The 17,196-nt window shown below is 74.5% G+C and carries 14 protein-coding genes and 1 pseudogene; 7 read left to right on the top strand and 8 right to left on the bottom strand.

Translation table 11 applies throughout. The features are described 5' to 3' along the window. The first annotated feature begins 13 nt into the window (after positions 1-13). Complete coding sequence (locus B7C62_31805) at positions 14-610, top strand: DUF305 domain-containing protein (protein ID ARF76359.1); 597 nt, start codon at positions 14-16, stop codon at positions 608-610. 34 nt (positions 611-644) lie between these two features. Further along, positions 645-1,694 (top strand): LacI family transcriptional regulator, encoded by a 1,050-nt coding sequence (locus B7C62_31800; protein ARF76358.1) that lies wholly within the window; start codon positions 645-647, stop codon positions 1,692-1,694. Positions 1,695-1,937: 243 nt separating this feature from the next. Here the strand turns inward: B7C62_31800 and B7C62_31795 are convergent. Beyond that, a pseudogene (locus B7C62_31795) lies at positions 1,938-4,088 on the bottom strand (hypothetical protein). A 377-nt stretch (positions 4,089-4,465) separates the two neighbouring features. Between B7C62_31795 and B7C62_31790 the strand changes: the two are divergent. Continuing rightward, positions 4,466-5,242, top strand: a complete 777-nt coding sequence (locus B7C62_31790; GenBank protein ARF77461.1) for a hypothetical protein — start codon at positions 4,466-4,468, stop codon at positions 5,240-5,242. Beyond that, positions 5,239-5,889 (top strand): hypothetical protein, encoded by a 651-nt coding sequence (locus tag B7C62_31785; protein ARF76357.1) that lies wholly within the window; start codon positions 5,239-5,241, stop codon positions 5,887-5,889. Before B7C62_31790 ends, B7C62_31785 begins: the two co-directional genes overlap by 4 nt. Before the next feature lie 57 nt (positions 5,890-5,946). On the opposite strand, the gene B7C62_31780 is transcribed toward B7C62_31785, so the two are convergent. Then, on the bottom strand, positions 5,947-7,152 hold the full coding sequence (locus tag B7C62_31780) for an aminopeptidase (GenBank protein ID ARF77460.1): 1,206 nt from the start codon (positions 7,150-7,152) through the stop codon (positions 5,947-5,949). A 224-nt stretch (positions 7,153-7,376) separates the two neighbouring features. On the opposite strand from B7C62_31780, the gene B7C62_31775 reads away from it, so the two are divergent. The 3 genes from B7C62_31775 (at position 7,377) to B7C62_31765 (ending at position 10,224) form a co-directional block, all read left to right on the top strand. Further along, positions 7,377-8,882, top strand: a complete 1,506-nt coding sequence (locus tag B7C62_31775; GenBank protein ID ARF76356.1) for a phosphoesterase — start codon at positions 7,377-7,379, stop codon at positions 8,880-8,882. A 111-nt stretch (positions 8,883-8,993) separates the two neighbouring features. Continuing rightward, on the top strand, positions 8,994-9,803 hold the full coding sequence (locus B7C62_31770; GenBank protein ID ARF77459.1) for an SAM-dependent methyltransferase: 810 nt from the start codon (positions 8,994-8,996) through the stop codon (positions 9,801-9,803). Between the two features lie 67 nt (positions 9,804-9,870). Further along, positions 9,871-10,224 carry a glyoxalase gene (locus B7C62_31765; protein ID ARF76355.1) on the top strand — a complete coding sequence of 118 codons (354 nt, stop codon included), beginning with the start codon at positions 9,871-9,873 and terminating at the stop codon, positions 10,222-10,224. A gap of 18 nt (positions 10,225-10,242) precedes the next feature. Here B7C62_31765 and B7C62_31760 read toward each other — a convergent pair whose 3' ends face one another. From B7C62_31760 to B7C62_31735, 6 genes are all read right to left on the bottom strand, one after another. Further along, on the bottom strand, positions 10,243-11,139 hold the full coding sequence (locus B7C62_31760) for an arginase (protein ID ARF76354.1): 897 nt from the start codon (positions 11,137-11,139) through the stop codon (positions 10,243-10,245). 42 nt (positions 11,140-11,181) lie between these two features. Then, entirely contained in the window at positions 11,182-11,766 is a 585-nt protein-coding gene (locus B7C62_31755; protein ID ARF77458.1) for a GNAT family N-acetyltransferase, read from the bottom strand. A gap of 151 nt (positions 11,767-11,917) precedes the next feature. Further along, a complete protein-coding gene (locus tag B7C62_31750) occupies positions 11,918-12,157 on the bottom strand; it encodes a DUF1049 domain-containing protein (GenBank protein ARF76353.1) in 240 nt (79 codons plus the stop codon). 107 nt (positions 12,158-12,264) lie between these two features. Next, entirely contained in the window at positions 12,265-14,022 is a 1,758-nt protein-coding gene (locus B7C62_31745) for a peptidase S15 (protein ARF76352.1), read from the bottom strand. A 175-nt stretch (positions 14,023-14,197) separates the two neighbouring features. After that, positions 14,198-15,157, bottom strand: a complete 960-nt coding sequence (locus B7C62_31740) for an LD-carboxypeptidase (protein ID ARF76351.1) — start codon at positions 15,155-15,157, stop codon at positions 14,198-14,200. Then, the gene (locus tag B7C62_31735; GenBank protein ARF76350.1) at positions 15,154-17,169 is read right to left on the bottom strand and encodes an acyl-peptide hydrolase; all 2,016 of its coding nucleotides are present in this window, start codon (positions 17,167-17,169) and stop codon (positions 15,154-15,156) included. The genes B7C62_31740 and B7C62_31735 overlap by 4 nt, the downstream gene beginning before the upstream one ends. Positions 17,170-17,196 lie beyond the last annotated feature (27 nt).

Below are 17,196 nucleotides of genomic sequence, written 5' to 3'. Positions count from 1 at the left end.
CACAGGACACCTCATGAACCGCTCCGCCCCGGCCAGGCCCCTCGTCGCGCTGTGCCTGTCGGCCCTGCTGGTCCTCACCGCGTCGGCCGGCTGCTCCCCCGCCACGGACCCCGCGCCCGGCCCCTCCGCCGTACGGAAGACCGCCTCCGCCCCCTCCACCGACGCCGCCTGGGTGCAGTTGATGACCCCGATGAACGAGAAGGCGGTGGCCCTGCTCGCCCTCGCCGCCGACCGCGCCACCGAGCCCCGGCTGCGGGCCTTCGCGGACCGCCTGCGCAGTGGCCAGGAGTCCGAACTCAAGCGCCTGAAAGCCTTGTTGGTACGGATGGGGCTTCCCCGTACCGATGTGCACGCGGGCCACGACATGCCCGGCATGGTGACGGAACAGGACCTGGCAGCGGCGGAAGCGGCCGAGGGCTCGGCCTTCGACCGGCTCTTCCTGAAACTGGTCCACGACCATCTGCGCCACTCCGCGCAGGTGTCGCGGTCCGAGATCGACGCGGGCGCCAGAGCCGACGCGAAGCGGCTGGCCGCCGCACTCGTCACCGCGCGCGAGGCCGCGCTCACCGAGCTGGAAGGGCTCCCGGAGGCCGCGCGGGCCCTCGGCTGACCGGTGCGGCTGGGCTGCGGGTATAAAGGGCTGCATGACAGCCGAAGTGGAGCCGCCCGTGCGCCCGACCTTGGAGGACGTGGCGGCCGTGGCAGGTGTCTCACGGGCCACCGTGTCGCGGGTGATCAACGGAGCCACCACGGTGGACCCGGCCCTGCGCACCGTGGTCGAGGAGGCGGTGGCGACCACCGGGTACGTGCCCAACCGGGCGGCCCGCTCGCTGGTGACCCGGCGGACCGACTCCGTGGCCCTGGTGATCTCGGAGCGCGAACGGCGGCCGGACTCCGAGCCGTTCGTCGGCCGGATGTTCTCCGACCCCTACTTCGGCCGGGTCGTCGGTGGACTCCTCGAAGTGCTGCGTCCGGCGGGCATCCAGATGGTGCTGATGCTGGCGGACGACGAGGCGTCCCGGAACCAGCTGCTCTCCTACCTGCGCCACGGCCATGTCGACGGCGTCGTCCTGGTCACCTCGCACGCGGACGACCCGCTGCCGGGGCTGCTCGAGGACACCCGGCTGCCCGCCGTCCTCGCGGGCCGTCCCCCGCGCCCCTCGTCGCTCGCCTATGTGGAGGTGGACCAGCAGGCCGGGGCGCGGCTCGCGGCCGACCATCTGGCCGCGCTGGGGCGGCGCCGCATCGGGACGATCTCCGGTCCGCAGGACAGGCCCGCCGGGCAGGTCCGGCTGGCGGGGTTCCTGGAGGCGCTCGCCGCGCACGGCATCGAGGACGTGGCCTGTGCCGAGGGGGACTTCACCCATCTGGGCGGGGCGGCGGCGATGCGCCGGCTGCTGGCGGAACAGCCGGGCCTGGACGGGGTGTTCATCGCCTCGGACCTGATGGCGCTGGGCGCTCTGCCGGTGCTGCTGCGGGCCGGGCGTGACGTACCGTCCGATGTCGCGGTGGTCGGTTTCGACGACAGCAGCGCGGCCGCCGCCTGCGACCCGCCGCTGACGACGGTGCGGCAGCCGGTGGAGGAGATGGCGGCGGAGATGGCCCGGCTGCTGCTCAAGCAGATCGGCGGGCCCGGCGGCCCCTCGCCCTCCGTGGTCTTCCCGCCGACGCTGGTACGGCGGCAGTCGGCCTGAGCGTGAGCCGGGGCGCGCTCACCCCGTCGTGCCCGGCGCCTCCGGTTCCGGTTCCGGTTCCGACAGCGGCAGGGGCAGCGGCAGCGGGACCTCGCTGAGCACCGGGGGCGTCCGCGCGGGCGGGGCCTGGCCCTGCGGGACCTGGCCGTGCACCACGTCGGAGGACAGCGGGGGTTTCCGGTCGACCGGCCCCCGAGCCTCGACCGACCCCTTCCTCGAACCCACCGAACCCACCGAGCTCCCCGAATCCCCCGGGAACGGCTCGTCCGCCCGGGCCGCCCCCGTGAACCCCTCCGTCCGCACCGGCACCTGGGGCCCCGAGAACTCCAGCAGCCAGCGGTTCAGCACCCGGTGCACCGCCTCGGCGCCCACCAGCCCGCCGCCCGGCGGCGGGGGCGCGCCCTCGGCGGTCTCCGCGGCCACGATGTCGAGCGGGTCCGTCATCCCGCGCGGCCAGAGCAGGAACGGCCGGGACTGCTCACCGCCCAGGCCACCGTGCGAGCCGATCTGCTCCTCGAAGGCGTGCACGGTGCCGGACTCGGGGTCGTACATCGAGTTGACCATGATGTCGGCGACGTGCGGGAAGGTGTCGGTACGTCGCACGGCCGCCGCCGCTCCGGTGCCGAAGACCGCGATCGGGCCCTCCCCGTCGGTCAGTTCGGCCACCGGGACCTCGGCCCCGCCCGGCCCGAGCACCACGGAGCCGTGCTCCTCGCTGCGGACGAGGAGGAAGCCGATCCCCGGATGGTTGGCGAGCGTGGAGAGCAGCGCCGGGTGGCGGCGGTCGATCTGCTCGCGCGAGGCGCGCCCCTCGATGTCGGGGAAGGAGATCAGGCCGAGGTTGCCGGAGGCCAGCACGATCGGGTCGGAGCGCTTGGCCGGGTGCTCGGCCTCCGGTTCCTCCGCCTCGGGCGGGCGGTGCAGGGCGATCCGTACCGCGTCACGGGCCTCGGAGGCGCTGTGCGTGCCGCGTGCCCGACGCGGTACGGGGAGTCCGCAGCCCGCCCGTACGAGGTCCTTGAGCGTCAGCCCGTACTTCCCGGCGAAGGTCTCGCCGGGGCTCTGGCCGTGGTCGGAGAGGAGCACGATCCGGTAGGTGCGCGGGGTGTGGTCGGCGATCTTGGCGATCAGGGCGAGCGAGCGGTCGAGCCGCCGGAGGACCTTCTCGGCGTCGCGGCTGTGCGGTCCGGAGTGGTGGGCGACCTCGTCGTAGGCGACCAGGTCGGCGTAGACGGCGGTGCGTCCGGCGAACATGTCCCCCAGGACGGCGGCTACCACCACATCGCGCTCCACGACGGTGGCGAAGGCCCGGATGAAGGGGTAGAGGCCGCCGCGCTTGACCCTCGGGGTCTCCTTCCGGGCGCGGGCCCGGGTCGACTGGCCGATCTCGCGGCCGACCTCGGCGGCGAAGGAGAGGGCGGTGCGGACGGCGTTGGCCGGGTCGGAGAAGTAGGCGAAGTAGCCGGAGCGGGAGCGCCGCCCCTTGCCGCGCCGGGCCGCCATGGACAGGACCAGGGCGAGCTGTCCGGCGCCGCCGCTGAAGAGGTTGCCGCGGCTCGCGCCGTCGATGGTGAGCAGGCCGCCGTCCCGGGTGCGGGCGATGGCGCGGCGCTGCATCTCCAGGGCGCTGGCGGGGCGGCTGGAGACCATGACGGTGCCGGTCTCCTTCTCGTACCAGCGGAAGGCGGGGATGTCGTGGTTGGAGCCGTGCAGGATGGCCAGCTGGCTGGCGCCGGTCTGGCTGGACCAGTCGGTGCGCCAGGGGGTGAGGCGGTGGCCGGAGGAGTCGGCGAGCCAGCCCGCGACGGTCGGCATGAGCCCGTCGGCGGCGGCCTTCACCAGGACGTCGTGGCCGACGCCGTCGAGCTGGAGGAAGACGGTGCCGGGCGGTCCGTCGCGGTCGGGCTCCAGCGTGTCCGGGGAGCCGCGTCTGCGGCGCCGGTCGGCGAGGCGGGAGAGCCTGCGGCGGTATGCCTCGTCGTCGCGGACGGCGAGGGCGGTGGAGGTGGCGGAGGCGACGGCGGACATCACGGCGGCGACCACGACGGCGGTCTCGGGGGCGGCGTCCCCGCGCCCGTCCGGGATCAGGCGCAGCGCGATCAGCAGCAGCGAACCGTTGAGGAAGAAGACCAGCGCGCCGAGCACGAGCGCGGGCACGATGAGCAGGGCCCGGACGAGGACGGGCCACACCAGCGCCGAGAGCAGACCGAAGGCGCCCGCGCCCCAGGCCGCCGTGAACGCGGTACGGGTGATGGTGTCGCCGTCGTCGGACTGGAGCCGGAAGTCGGGGAGGGCCCCGGCGAGCACGAGCATGGTGAGGGTGGAGACCGCCCAGACCGCGATGATCCGCAGGAGCGCACCGCCCGCCGTACGCCACCCGGCCGTGTGCCACACGCCTGTGCGCCACCCGGCCTTGCGCCATCCTCCCGTGCGCCACCCCGGCGTACGCCCTCCCGGTGCGGACTGCGCGGGCAGGGGGCGGTCCGCCGTGGACCGCTCCGCCGTACGCCGTCTCCCCGTGGGCCACCCCGGCGTACGTCGTCTCCGCTCGTCCACGCCGGTCCACCTCACGCCTTCTTCACCACGGGCCCGTCCGTCAAGGGCCCGTCCCCAGCCTTTCACAGCGTCGGTCCCGGTCGGCGGCCGTCGTGGGGAGCGCGCATGGGCGCATAGGCTCGTACCGGCGGCGCTTCCGGGTAACGGGTAGGGCGTGGACCGCTCCGGGGCATCGGGCCCGCGGAGGCCGAGCAGCGAGGAGGCGGCACGTGCCGGTGGAGGTCACCTGGTGGGGTCATGCCACCTGCACGATCGAGGACTCCGGGGTACGCGTGTTGACCGACCCCCTCTTCGTACGGCGCTTCGCGCATCTGCGGCGGCGCCGGGGCGAGGTGCCGCCGCCGCAGGCCGCGCTCGCCGAGGTGGTGCTGGTCTCGCATCTGCACTCCGACCATCTGCACCTGCCGTCGCTGGCCATGCTGTCCTCCGGCACCCGGCTGATCGTGCCGAGCGGGGCGGTCGCGGCCGTGCCGGGGCTGCGGACGCTGCACCGGAAGCTGGACCTCCGGATCACCGAGGTGCGGGCGGGCGACGAGGTCCGGGTGGGCGAGGTGCGGGTGCGGGCGGTTCCGGCGCTGCACGACGGACGGCGGCTGCCGGTCGGGCCGCGCCGGGTGCCCGCGCTCGGTTACGTGGTCGAGGGCGAGGCCCGGACGTACTTCGCCGGGGACACCGGGCTCTTCGACGAGATGGCCGACGCGGTGGGCCCGGTCGATGTGGCGCTGCTGCCGGTGGGCGGCTGGGGCCCGTATCTCGGGCAGGGGCATCTGGACGCGTCCCTGGCCGCCGAGGCGCTGACCCTGCTGGAGCCGCGCTCGGCGGTGCCCGTGCACTACGGCACGTACTGGCCGATCGGCCTCGACGGGGTGCGGCCTCACGAGTTCCACGGGCCGGGTGATGAGTTCGTCCGGCAGGCGGGCCTCCGGGCACCGGAGGTGGCGGTGCATCTCCTCTCCCACGGCGAGCGGGTGCGGCCGGAGGCCGAGCGGTGATCCAGGAGCTCCAGTCGGTGGTGCGGGAGCTGCCCACCGAGTCGACCCAGCAGGCCGTGGGCTATCCGACGCTGTTCCTCCTGGTGGCACTGGGTTCGCTGGTGCCGGTGATTCCGACAGGGGCGCTGGTGAGTTCGGCGGCGGTGGTGGCGTTCCACCAGACGTCACCGTTCTCGCTGCTCTTCGTCTTCCTGGTGGCCTCGGCGGCGGCGTTCCTGGGGGATGTCTGTCTGTACTGGCTGGGGCAGCGCGGGGTGCGCTCGAAGAACGGCTCGAAGTGGCTGGAGGCGCTCACCCGGCGGGCCGCGCCGGAGCGGCTGGCCCAGGCGCAGGAGAAGCTGGCCGGGCACGGCGGGACGGTGCTGGTGCTCTCCCGGCTGGTGCCGGCCGGGCGGATTCCGGTGATGCTGGCGTGCCTGCTGGGGAAGATGCCGCTGAAGACGTTCGCGCGGGGCGATGTGCCGGCGTGTCTGGCGTGGGCGGCGACATACCAGCTGATCGGGGTCCTGGGCGGTTCGCTCTTCCCCGAGCCGTGGCAGGGCGTGGTCGCGGCGGTGGCGCTGACCGTGCTGATCAGCGGGGCTCCGGCGGTGTGGCGGAGGCTGCGGGCGCGGTTCGGCCACGGGACGGGCGACGCGACGGGCTGAGGCACATGCCTGCGGCCCGGCTCTCCGGACCTTTACGCCATCCGGCCTCGGCTCACCTCACCGGAGCTCCCCGAAGGCCGCCGCGAACGTGGACAGCGCCCGCCCGACGTGCGGCAGCTCCAGCGGCTCCGCCGCCGTCAGGGACTCCCGCTGCTCCTCCGGCGTGGCGCCCAGCAGGGGCCCGGTGGCCAGCCGTACGCGCAGGGCGCCCAGCTCGTCGCCGAAGCGGTGGCCGCCCGGGGCGGGGGCGCCGAGCCGGTCGGTGAGGTACTCCTCCAGCTCCATGGAGTCCGTGACGCCGAGCTCCGCCAGCCGGGAGCGGAGCGGGCCGAGGTCCGCGTAGAGGTGGCGGCCCGCCTGCGGGGGGCGGGCCAGGGCGCCGGAGGCGAGAACCGCGCGGTGGGCGGCGGCGGCCACCTGGGCCTGGAGCCCCGCGGCCTGCCGGATTCTCTCCCGTACGGCTTCGGGCTCGCCGAGGGCGTGGGCGGCGGGGGGCGCCAGCGGACCGGCGACCAGGGCGCCGAGCGCGGTCAGGATGTCCAGCGTCCGGGCCCGGCGCACGGCGGCCCGCGCGTTCTCCGGGAAGCGGGCGACGGCGAGGGGCCAGGCGGCGGGGGTGAGGGCGCCGGACAGGTCGCTGATGACCGTGACGTCGTCGGGGCACATCTCGGCGGGGCCGATCAGGACGGTGTCGCGGGGCCGGTGCACGGTGTCGCGCCAGGTCTCGTCGCTGATGATGTGCAACCCCTCGCCGACCGCCGCCTCGCACGCCTCCCGCACCAGCTCGGGCGGGGCGACGGTGGCGGTGGGGTCGTCGGCGACGGAGAGCACCAGCAGTTTCGGCCGACCGCCCTCGGCGCGTACCCGGCGCACGGTCTCCAGCAGGGCGTACGGGTCGGGTACGCCTCCGCACTCGGCGGGCGTCGGCACCTGGTAGGCGGGCCTGCCGAGCAGCCGGGCCTGCGGCATCCAGGTGGCCGGGCAGGGGCGCGGCATCAGGACGTCACCGCCGTGCGCAGCGATCAGGGCCAGGAGGAGGGGCTGGGCGCCGGGGGCCGCCACGATGTCCTCCGGCCCGCCGTGGAGCCCGCGCCGCTCCCAGTGGGCGCAGGCCGCCTCGCGCAGGACACGGCCGCCGCCGGGCGGTTCGGGGCGGGTGCGGTCCGCCGCCGCGGCGAGGACGGCGGCCAGCTCGGGCAGGACGGGGAGGCCGGGGTCGGGGGCGGGCGGCCCGTAGCGGACGGGCCCGTGGTCCTCGTGCATTCCGGCCTCCTCCGCCGCCGCTTCCCGTACGTCCCGCACTTCCCGTACGGCTCCGGGGCGCTCTGAGGCCCTTTATACGGAGGTTCGGGCCGGGCCGCCCGCTCAATTGCGCACGCGGGCGAGCCTGAGCCGTTGTGCCGGTCATGGGCGCCGCGTGGTGAGGCTCTCAGCGCGCCTGCTGGTTCAGCGGCGGACGGCCGGGTATTCGCTGAGCCATGTCGCCCATGTCGTCATCGAACACTCCGACCGCCGCCTCCGCCACCGCCCGGTGGCGCGGCTGGCTGCAAGGACGGGATCTCGCCGTCTTCCACAGCGTCGCGGGCCGCCACTGGCCCGGCGCCGATCCCCTGCTGCCCCGGCTGAGCCGGAGCGCCAACCACGGGCTGCTCTGGTTCGGGACGGCGGTCGGTATCGCGGCCCTCGGCTCCAGCGCCCGGTCCCGCCGGGCCGCGCTGCGCGGGGTCGCGTCGCTGGCCGTGGCCTCGGCGGCGATCAACACCGTCGGCAAGGGCGCGGTGCGGCGGCAGCGGCCGATACTCGATCATGTGCCGGTCATGCGGCAGCTGAAGCGGCAGCCGGTGACCACCTCCTTCCCCTCCGGCCACGCGGCCTCCGCCGCGGCCTTCGCCACCGGGGTGGCGCTGGAGTCGAAGGGGTGGGGCGCGGTGGTCGCACCCGTCGCGGCGGCGGTGGCCGCCTCCCGCGTCTACACGGGGGTCCACTATCCGAGCGATGTGCTGGCCGGGGCGGCGCTCGGCGTAGGAGCCGCGTTCGCCCTGCGCGGGGTGGTCCCCACCCGGGGCCAGCTGCCCGCCCCCGGCCGCCCGCCCGGCGAGGCCCCCGCGCTGCCCGGCGGGAAGGGGCTCGTGGTGGTGGTGAACGAGGCGTCCGGGACGGCCACCGCGACCGCGTCCCTGGTCCGCGAGGCGCTGCCGCTCGCCGAGGTGGTCGCGTGCGCGCCCGCCGATCTGTCCACCGCCATGGAGAAGGCGGCGGGCCGGGGCAGGGCCCTGGGCGTCTGCGGCGGCGACGGTACGGTCAACCTGGCGGCTTCCGTCGCGGCGACGCACGGGATGCCGCTGGCGGTCTTCCCCGGCGGGACGCTCAACCACTTCGCCTACGACCTGGGCATCGAGACGGTCCAGGAAGCGGCGGCGGCGCTCACGGCGGGCGATGCCATACAGGTCGACCTCGGCCGGTTCCGCCCCGGCCCGAACGGGCCGGACGGGGCCGACGGCTACTTCCTCAACGCCTTCAGCCTGGGCGCCTATCCGGAGCTCGTACGGACCCGGGAGCACTGGTCGCCCCGGATCGGCGGCTGGCCCGCGGGGGTGCTCGCCGCCCTTCACGTGCTGCGCGGCCAGCGCCCCCTGGAGGCCGAATTCCAGGGGCGCAGGCGCCCGTTGTGGCTGCTGTTCGTCGGCAACGGCCTCTTCCAGCGGGTCGGCCCGGCGCCCGGCCGACGCCACAACCTGGCGGACGGGCTGCTGGACGTCCGGGTGGTACACGGCGGCCGGGGCCCCGGGCTGCGGATGCTGGCGGCGGCGGTGGCCGGACCCCTGACCCGCTCCCCCGCCCATGCGGCGGTGCGGCGGCGCCGGGTGCGGATCGCCGGTCTCGCGCCGGGGACCCCGTATGCGTACGACGGTGAAGTGGCCCACTCCGGAACGGAGTTGCTGATCGACAAGCTGCCGGAGGCGCTGACGGTCTACTGCCCGATGCCGGTGTAGGCCACCACCCACTCCATCCACATCGCGAGACGCCCATCTCACTATCCGGCATGGCGGCGTACGGTGGTCTCCGGACCGGGACGAGAGGACGCCGCCATGCCGGACGCTGCCATGCCGAAAGAGACCGCCGTCTACACCCACGGCCACCACGAGTCGGTGCTGCGCTCGCACCGCTGGCGGACCGCCGCCAACTCGGCGGCCTATCTGATCGGTGAACTCCGGCCCGGTATGGCGGTGCTGGACGTCGGCTGCGGACCCGGCACCATCACCGCGGACCTGGCCGCCCTGGTCGCGCCGGGCCGGGTGACGGCCGTCGACACCGGCCCCGGCATCCTGGCGCAGGCAGCCGACGTGGCCGCCGAACGCGGCCTGGAGAACGTCGAGTTCGCGGTGGCCGACGTGCACGCGCTGGACTTCCCCGACGACTCCTTCGACATCGTCCACGCCCACCAGGTGCTCCAGCATGCGGGCGACCCGGTCCAGGCCCTGCGCGAGATGCGGCGCGTCTGCCGCCCCGGCGGGGTGGTGGCGGCGCGCGACAGCGACTACGCGGCGATGGCCTGGTACCCGGAAACGCCCGGGCTGACGGAGTGGCAGGAGGTGTACCGGCGGGTGGCCCGCGCCAACGGCGGCGAGCCGGACGCGGGCCGGATGCTGGTCTCCTGGGCACGGCGGGCGGGCTTCACCGACATCACCCCGACCGCCGCCGCCTGGTGCTTCGCCACCCCGGAGACCCGCGCCTGGTGGAGCGGGCTGTGGGCGGACCGTACGACGGACTCGGTCTACGCCGAACTGGCCGTACGGGGCGGCCATGCGAGCACCGGGGAGCTGGCGGCCATCGCGGACACCTGGCACCACTGGGGCGCGGAGGAGGACGGCTGGTTCCTGGTCCCGCACGGCGAGGTGCTCTGCCGGGGGTGACCTCAGGCTCCGCACGGCGGGCCCGAATCGATCACGCGCATGGCGGACGCCAACTACCCTCGTACGCATGGAGATCCTCGGAACCACGCTGCGTATCTGCGTCGACGACCTGGAGGCCGCTGTCGCCTTCTACCAGGGGCTGACGGGCACTCCGGCCCAGCGCTTCGAGCGCGGCGGGGTGTCGGTCGCCGCGATCGGCTGCTTCCTGCTGATGAGCGGGCCCGAGTCGGAGCTGGAGGTGCTGCGCAAGGTGAGCGCGACCATCGCCGTGAAGGACGTCGACGAGGCCAACGCGGCGCTCACCCGGGCGGGGGCGCGGATCGTGGCGGGGCCGGTGCCGACCCCGGCGGGGCGCAACCTGATCGCGCTGCACCCGGACGGATCGGTCTTCGAGTACGTGGACCGCAGGGTCACCGTCTGACGCAAGGGGCCTGCCGCGTCAGGCCGGTGCGAGCGCTCCGACGACGAGGTCCGCGAGGAGCGCGCCCGCCGTGCCGTCCGGGTCCAGGTCCGGGTCGTAGATGGTGACGTTGAGCCCGACGCAGCGCGGCGAGGAGACCAACGTACGCAGCAGCGGGGCGAGTTCGTCGGGGAAGAGGCCGCCGTCGTCCGGGCTGTCGACGGCGGGCATGATGCTCGGGTCGAGGACGTCGGCGTCCAGGTGGACCCAGTAGCCGTCCAGGGCGGGCGTCTCCAGGCTCTCCACGGCGGCCCGGGCCAGCTCGGCGGCGCCCCACTCCCGGATCTGGCCGACGGTCGTGTTGGGGATCTTCAAGGCGGCCAGCTCCGTCCGGTCCTCGTCCTCGTCGCGCATCCCGAAGAGGCGGATGTCCTCGTCCTTGAGGTAGGGCCGGAGCCCTTCGAGGTCGCTCAGGTCGGCCTGGCCGCGCCCGGTGGAGATGGCCAGCTCCTCACCGCCCGCCGCACCGACGTGATCGCTGTTGCCGAGGTGGCGGAAGTCCGCGGACCCGTCCACGGCGGCCAGCCCGTACCGGCCGAGGCGGCGCAGGGCGAGGGTCGCGCCGAGCTGGATGGAGCAGTCGCCGCCGAGGACGAGGGCGAACTCCCCGGCCCGTACGTGCCCTTCGATCCGGTCCGCGAGGGTGCGGGTGTAGCGGGCGATGGCGGCCGCGTTGAAGACGCCGTCGCCCGGCTGCCAGTCCCCGCGGTCGTAGCGGGGCGGCACCACCACCCCGCCCTCCAGCGCGCCCAGACGCTGCACGATCCGCTGCTCGCGCAGGGCGCCCGCCAGCTTGTAGCAGCCGGGGACGGTGCCGGGGGCGGGCGGGCGCAGGCCCAGGTTGGAAGGGGCGTCGAGAACCACGATGGGGCGCATGCGCCCCATCGTGCGCCACCGCGCCGGGGGGGCTCAAGTGCTTTAGGCGGGCCGCGCAACGGCTTGCGGGGCTTCGGGGGCCGGTGCGGTGATCGCCCAGCGTTCGTGGTCGCGCCAGGCGCCGCCGATGTGGAGGAAGTCGGGCGAGAACCCCTCCAGACGGAAGCCTGCCCGCCGGACCAGGGCGATGGAGGCCGCGTTGCCGGGCTGGATGTTGGCCTCCAGGCGGTGCAGTCCGAGCGGTCCGAAGGCGAGGCCCATGACGAGGCCGAGCGCTTCGCCCATCAGTCCGCGCCCGGCCGCGTGGGCGAAGGCCCCGTAACCGAGGGCGCCGGAGCGGAAGCCGCCGAGGACGATGTTGTTGATGTTGATGAACCCGGCGATGGCCCCGTCCGGCGCCCCGTCCGTGCCGCCCTCGCCGAGGTCCCCGCCCGTGCCGCCGTCGGCCCGCTCGGCCCGCTCGCAGACGAGGAAGCCCTCCCGGGCCGGGTCCCGGGCGAGGGTCTCGGTGTACGCGGCGTAGGTGTCGGGCCGCTCCGGCGGGAAGAGCCACGGGCGGTGGTGCGCGCGGCTCTCCCGGGCGCGGGCGGTGAACTCCGCCGCGTCGCCCTCCGTGAAGCGGCGCAGCGCCGCCCTGGGGCCCTCGGCGAGGTACGGGGCGGCGGACGGGCTCCGGTGACCGTTCGGATCGGGCGTCTTCCCAGCGTACGGATCAGGCATCGTCCCAGCGTACGACGGGTGCGGGCGGTCGGCGGGGCGGCCCCGCCGACCGCCCGTGTCACTTGCCCTTGCGGCGGAACAGATAGCCGCCGCAGACCAGCCCGATCAGGAACATGGCGAGCAGGGCGAGCCAGAGCGGCATGGTCACTTCGGGGATCAGCACCCGGATGGTGACCTTCTGGGTGTTCACGAAGATGAACACGATGACCAGTACGACCAGCACGGCGACGGCGATACGGCCCGGGGTCCACAGCCCGGTGCCGCGCCTGCCGTCGCTCGTCACGTCCTTGGGGCTCATGGTCCGGTCCTTCCGCCGCCCCCCGGGGTGGTCCCCAGCATGACGCGGTGCCGGGTCCGGAGGGCGGCGATGTTCGCCCGTTCGGGTGAACGCGGGAAGGGCGGCGGTCAGCCCGCCGGGACCACCGGGAGCTCCAGGACTCCGGTGTCCTCGGGGGCGTGGGTGACGGTGACGGGCTTGATGCCCCGGTTGCCGAAGTACGCGGTGTCGCTGGCGGCGATCACGAACTCGAGGCGGTGCCCCTTCTCGTACCGGTGGACGATGCCGGGCAGCTCCACCGTGAAGGGCCGGGTGACATCGGGGACCCGGACCGGCGAGACGAGCCGGTTCACCAGGGTCCTGGTTCCGTCCGGGGCCACGTCGTACACCTTGGCGAAGAGGACGAGCTTGTCGGAGGCGTCCCCGCTGTTCTGGACGCGTTCCGCCTTCGGGGAGCGCACCTTCAGGGTGGCTCTGGGGGCGCCGACCACATCGACGGGGGCGGTGAGCGGGGCGCTCCGCCAGCCCAGGTACGTGCCCTTGGTGTCGTACGGTTCCGGGTCGGGCAGTCCGATCAGCGGGGCGATCGAGCTCTCCGAATGGCTCGTCGGCACCGGCCAGTTGGTGTAGTGGCGGCTGCCGCGGACCACCTTGGAGCGGTTGTCGACGAGCTTGCCGTCACCGGAGAGGTACATCTGCTGCGAGAGGGCGGGGAGTTCGGCGGCGGTGCCGTAACCGTCCTGCCAGGAGCGGTAGTAGGCGAACTCGGGGCCGGTGTCGGTGTCCGTCTTCTTCTGGAGGTAGCGGTCGAACCAGGCGAGCACCCGACGGCCCACATAGCTGGTCTCCAGATTGCCTTCGCCCAGGTCGAGTTCGCCGGGGAACAGGCCGCCGCTGTGGCCCCAGGACTGCCAGATCATCTTGGCCGGGGTGCCCTGCGCCTTGAGGGTCCGGTAGGTGGCGGTCGCCTCGTTGAGGTTGAAGAGGCTGTCGGCCTGGCCCTGGATGACGAGCGTGGGGGCCTGGACCCGGTCGAGGTAGGAGACGGGCGAGACGCTGCGGGCGTAGTCGAGCATCCCCTGCGCCCGGTCGGCCGGGTAGCGGCCGGAGTTGAGGAGCCGGATGGTCTCGCAGGCCCGGGAGGCGAAGTGCAGGCAGTCCAGCCGGTTGAAGCGGGACGGGTCCAGGCTCGGGTTCAGCAGCGGCTGGCCCTCGCCGATCAGGTAGAACCCGTTGGTCCACTGCCACTTGAAGACGCCGGGGGTGTCGGAGGAGACCCCGGTGCGCGCCCCGGTGTTGTTGGGGGCGAGCGCGTAGGCGAGGTCGTTCCAGGTGATGAGCGGGACGAGGGCGTCCAGGCGGGGGTCGGTGGAGGCGGTGGCGAGCTGGACGGCGCCGCCGTAGGAGCCGCCGATCATGCCGACGCGCGGGTCTCCCTCGCCGTCCTGGACGACGTAGTCGGCGCGGGTGCCGTCGTCCGCCGCGCGGGTGCCGCCGAGGAAGTCGAGGAGCCCGCTCGCGGCCTTCCCGTCGATGGCGGGGTCGTTCAGGGTGATCAGGCAGCCGGACTTGCCGAAGCCGAGCCCGGAGTAGACGAGGCCGACATAGCCCCGGGAGGCGACGGCCCTGCCGATGGCGTCGGTCGACCCGTCGGACTTGCTGCCGCCGAAGCCGTTGGTGGCGAGGACGGCGGGGGCGGGGCGGTCCGCGTCGACGCCCGCCGGGCGGTAGAGGTCGGCGTCGACCACGCAGGAGCGCCCGCCCGCCTGGACGGTGAACTTCAGCGGGGTGACGGTGTACGGGGCGGGCTCGGCGTGCGCCGGGCCGGAGAGCACGAGGGGGGCGGCGAGAGCGGCCGCCGCGACCGCGACGAGCGGGTTGCGCACGCTGGGAACAGCACCTGACACGAAGACCTCCACACCGAGGACACCATACCGACTGGTAAGTATCGGGCCGCGCTCATGCTGTGACACGTGTCATAGCCGTGTCAACGCTCAGGACGGCAATTGTTGACGACCCCTCACATCGCGATGTCCGGGGCCGGATTCGACGTGCTGATGTCTAGAGGAGCGCGGGGACCTCGACGGTCAGTGTGCAACGGCCGCCGTCCGCAGGGGCGTTCAGCACCGCAGGCACCCCCAGCGGGACGGTCGGCGAGGCCGGTCCGTGGCCGAAGCCCAGCTCCTCGACCACGGGTATCCCCAGCGGGCCGAACCGGTCGGCCAGTACCGCGCGGACCTTCTCGTACGGTCCGCACTCCTGCCAGGAGCCGCAGACCACCCCGGACAGCCCCGCCAGGGCGCCGGAGCGCAGCAGCCGGGTGAGGATGCCGTCGAGCCGGTAGGGCTCCTCCCCGGTGTCCTCGACGGCCAGGAGTCCGCCCCGGGCGCCGGTCCGGGCGTGCGGGGTGCCGATGGCGGCGGCGAGCAGGCTGACGCAGCCGCCGTACAGGATGCCCCGGGCCCGCCCGGGGACCAGGGCGGCGGCCGTGGGCGACTCCAGGGTCAGGACCGTCTCCGGCTCGAAGAGCGTGGCGCGCAGGTGCTCACGGGCCGGCGCATCCTTCAGGAACCCCTCCGTGGCCACCATCGGGCCGTGCAGCGTGGCGAATCCGGCCCGCAGCGCGAACGCCTCGTGGAGCGCGGTGATGTCGCTGTAGCCGACGAACACCTTGGGCCCGGCCGCCCGGATCGCCGCCCAGTCGAGCAGGTCCACCATCCGGTGGGCCCCGTACCCGCCCCGGGCGCAGAACACGGCGTCCACGGACGGATCGCACCAGGCGGCCCGGAGGTCGGCCGCCCGGTCGGCGTCCGACCCGGCGAGGTAGTCCAACTCCGGGTGCACGTCACGGACATGGGGCATCACGACGGGCTCCAGGCCCCAGCCGCGCAGCACCCCGAGCCCCTCCTCCAGCCGGTCGGCGGGGACGGGCCCGCTGGGGGCGACGACGGCGGCCCGCATCCCGGGGCGGAGCCGGGGCGGCCGGGCCAGGGGGGTCGCCCCGTGAGGCCCCTCCGTCATGTCCTCAGCTCCAGCGGCGGCACATCGCCCCGGTCGATACCGAACGTCTGCACGTAGAGGGAGAGTTCGGCCTCCAGTGCCCGGATCAGGGTCTCCGCCCGCCGGAAGCCGTGCCCCTCCCCCTCGAAGGCGATGTAGGCGTGCGGTACCCCCCGCCCCTCGACTGCGGCGAGGAACCGGTCGCACTGGGCGGGCGGGCAGATCAGGTCGTCCAGCCCCTGGAGCAGCAGGAACGGGGCGGTCAGCCGGTCGGCGCGGTTGATCGGCGCGCGTTCGCGGTAGCGCTCGGGCACCTCGGCGGCCGGTCCGATCAGGGACTCCAGGTACTGCGACTCGAAGTCATGGGTGCCGCCCGCCGACCAGCCCTCCAGGTCCAGGACGGGGAAGAGGATCGTCCCGCAGGCGTAGCGGTCGGTGCCGGTGAGCGAGGCGGCGGCGGTCCAGCCGCCCGCGCTGCCGCCCCGGATCGCCAGCCGCCGGGGGTCGGCCGCTCCTTCGGCGACCAGGGCGTCGGCGACGGCCGCGCAGTCCGCCACGTCGACGACTCCCCACTGTTCGCGGAGCCGTTCGCGGTAGCGGCGGCCGTAGCCGGTGGAGCCGCCGTAGTTGACGACGGCAACCCCGATGCCGCGCGAGGTGAAGTAGGCGATCTCCAGGTCGAGGACGAGCGGGGCGTGGCCGGTGGGGCCGCCGTGCGCCGCCACGATGTACGGGGGCAGTTCGCCCTCGGGCCCGGTGCGTTCGGGGTGGTGCGGCGGGTGGATGTGGGCGTGGATCTCCCGGCCGTCGGAGCCGGTGAACATCCGGTCCTGCGGGGCGGGGAGGTAGGCCGGGTCGACCGCGTCCCGGTGGGCGGAGCCGATGACCCGGGTGCGGCCGGTCGCGGTGTCCAGCTCGACGACCTCGTAGCCGGTGCGCGGGCTCGCCGCGACGCCGACGACCCGGCTGCCGTGCACGGCGAGGGTGTCGGCCCAGCTGGTCCAGTGCCCCGGCACATCCGCGAGTTCGCCGGTCTCCGGGTCGAGTATGCCGAGGCGCTGGGAGCCCTTGCCGTGCAGGACGGCGATGAGCCCGTTCTCCAGCGGGTGGAACCAGCGCGGCCCGATCTTCCACAGCGGCCCGCCGAACTCCTCGCCCCGGGGCGGCAGAAGGCGGCTGCTGGGCACCACACCACCGGCCACGGCGTCGGGGCGGATGCGCTGGAGCTCCCACCAGTCGGAGAGGTCGGAGACGAACAGGAGGGTGCCGTCGCGGTCCCACTCGATCTGGCAGACCGACTCGCGCTCATCGCCCACCAGGGGCCGTACGCCGGTGAATTCACCGGTCTCCGTGATGTCCGCGAGCAGCACGACTGTGCCGTCCCACGGCATCCCGGGGTGGTTCCAGGTGATCCAGGCGGCCCGCCGCCCGTCGTGGGAGACCCGGGGTCCGGTGACGAACCGGTCCTGGTCGCCGGAGAGTTCGCGTACGGCCGCGCGGTCCTCGGCGGCCGAGCCGTCCAGCGGTACGGCGGCGACCACCCGGCGTACGTCGGTCGGCCCGGGGCCGGTGAACTCCTCCAGCACGCACCACACTTCACCGTCCGCACCCTGGTCCGGCCGCACCTGCGGGTCCACCCACCGCAGTCCGCCGCCGATCTCCGAGACCGGGGTGAGGGGCCGGGGCGCGTCCGGGCCGTCGGGGGCGTACGCGTACAGCCGCTGGTCGGCGAAGTGGACGAACACGACGAGCGGCCCGCCCTCCGCGCGCACCGTCCCCGCCCAGGGCTGTCCGCCGTACTCGATCACCCGGCTGCGCGGGTTCCACGGCGCCGGCAGCACGGACTCGGTGGTGCCGTCCGCGCGGCGGCGCATCAGCGTGCGGCGACCGCCCTCGGCCGGGCGCGGCTCGGTCCACCACACCTCGTCGCCGACGGTGGAGAGGTGGTCGGGGCGGCCGTCGTGCGAGGCGGCGAGCGCGGCGTCGATGGGTGAGGGCCAGGAACCGTACGGGGCTTCGGGCGCGGTGGTCACGGTGGAGGTCCCCCCTGGGAGCCGGTC

The organism is Kitasatospora albolonga, from assembly GCA_002082585.1.
In the GTDB taxonomy this organism is placed as follows: Bacteria; Actinomycetota; Actinomycetes; order Streptomycetales; family Streptomycetaceae; genus Streptomyces; species Streptomyces stephensoniae.
This window is presented reverse-complemented; position numbering and strand designations above follow the sequence as displayed.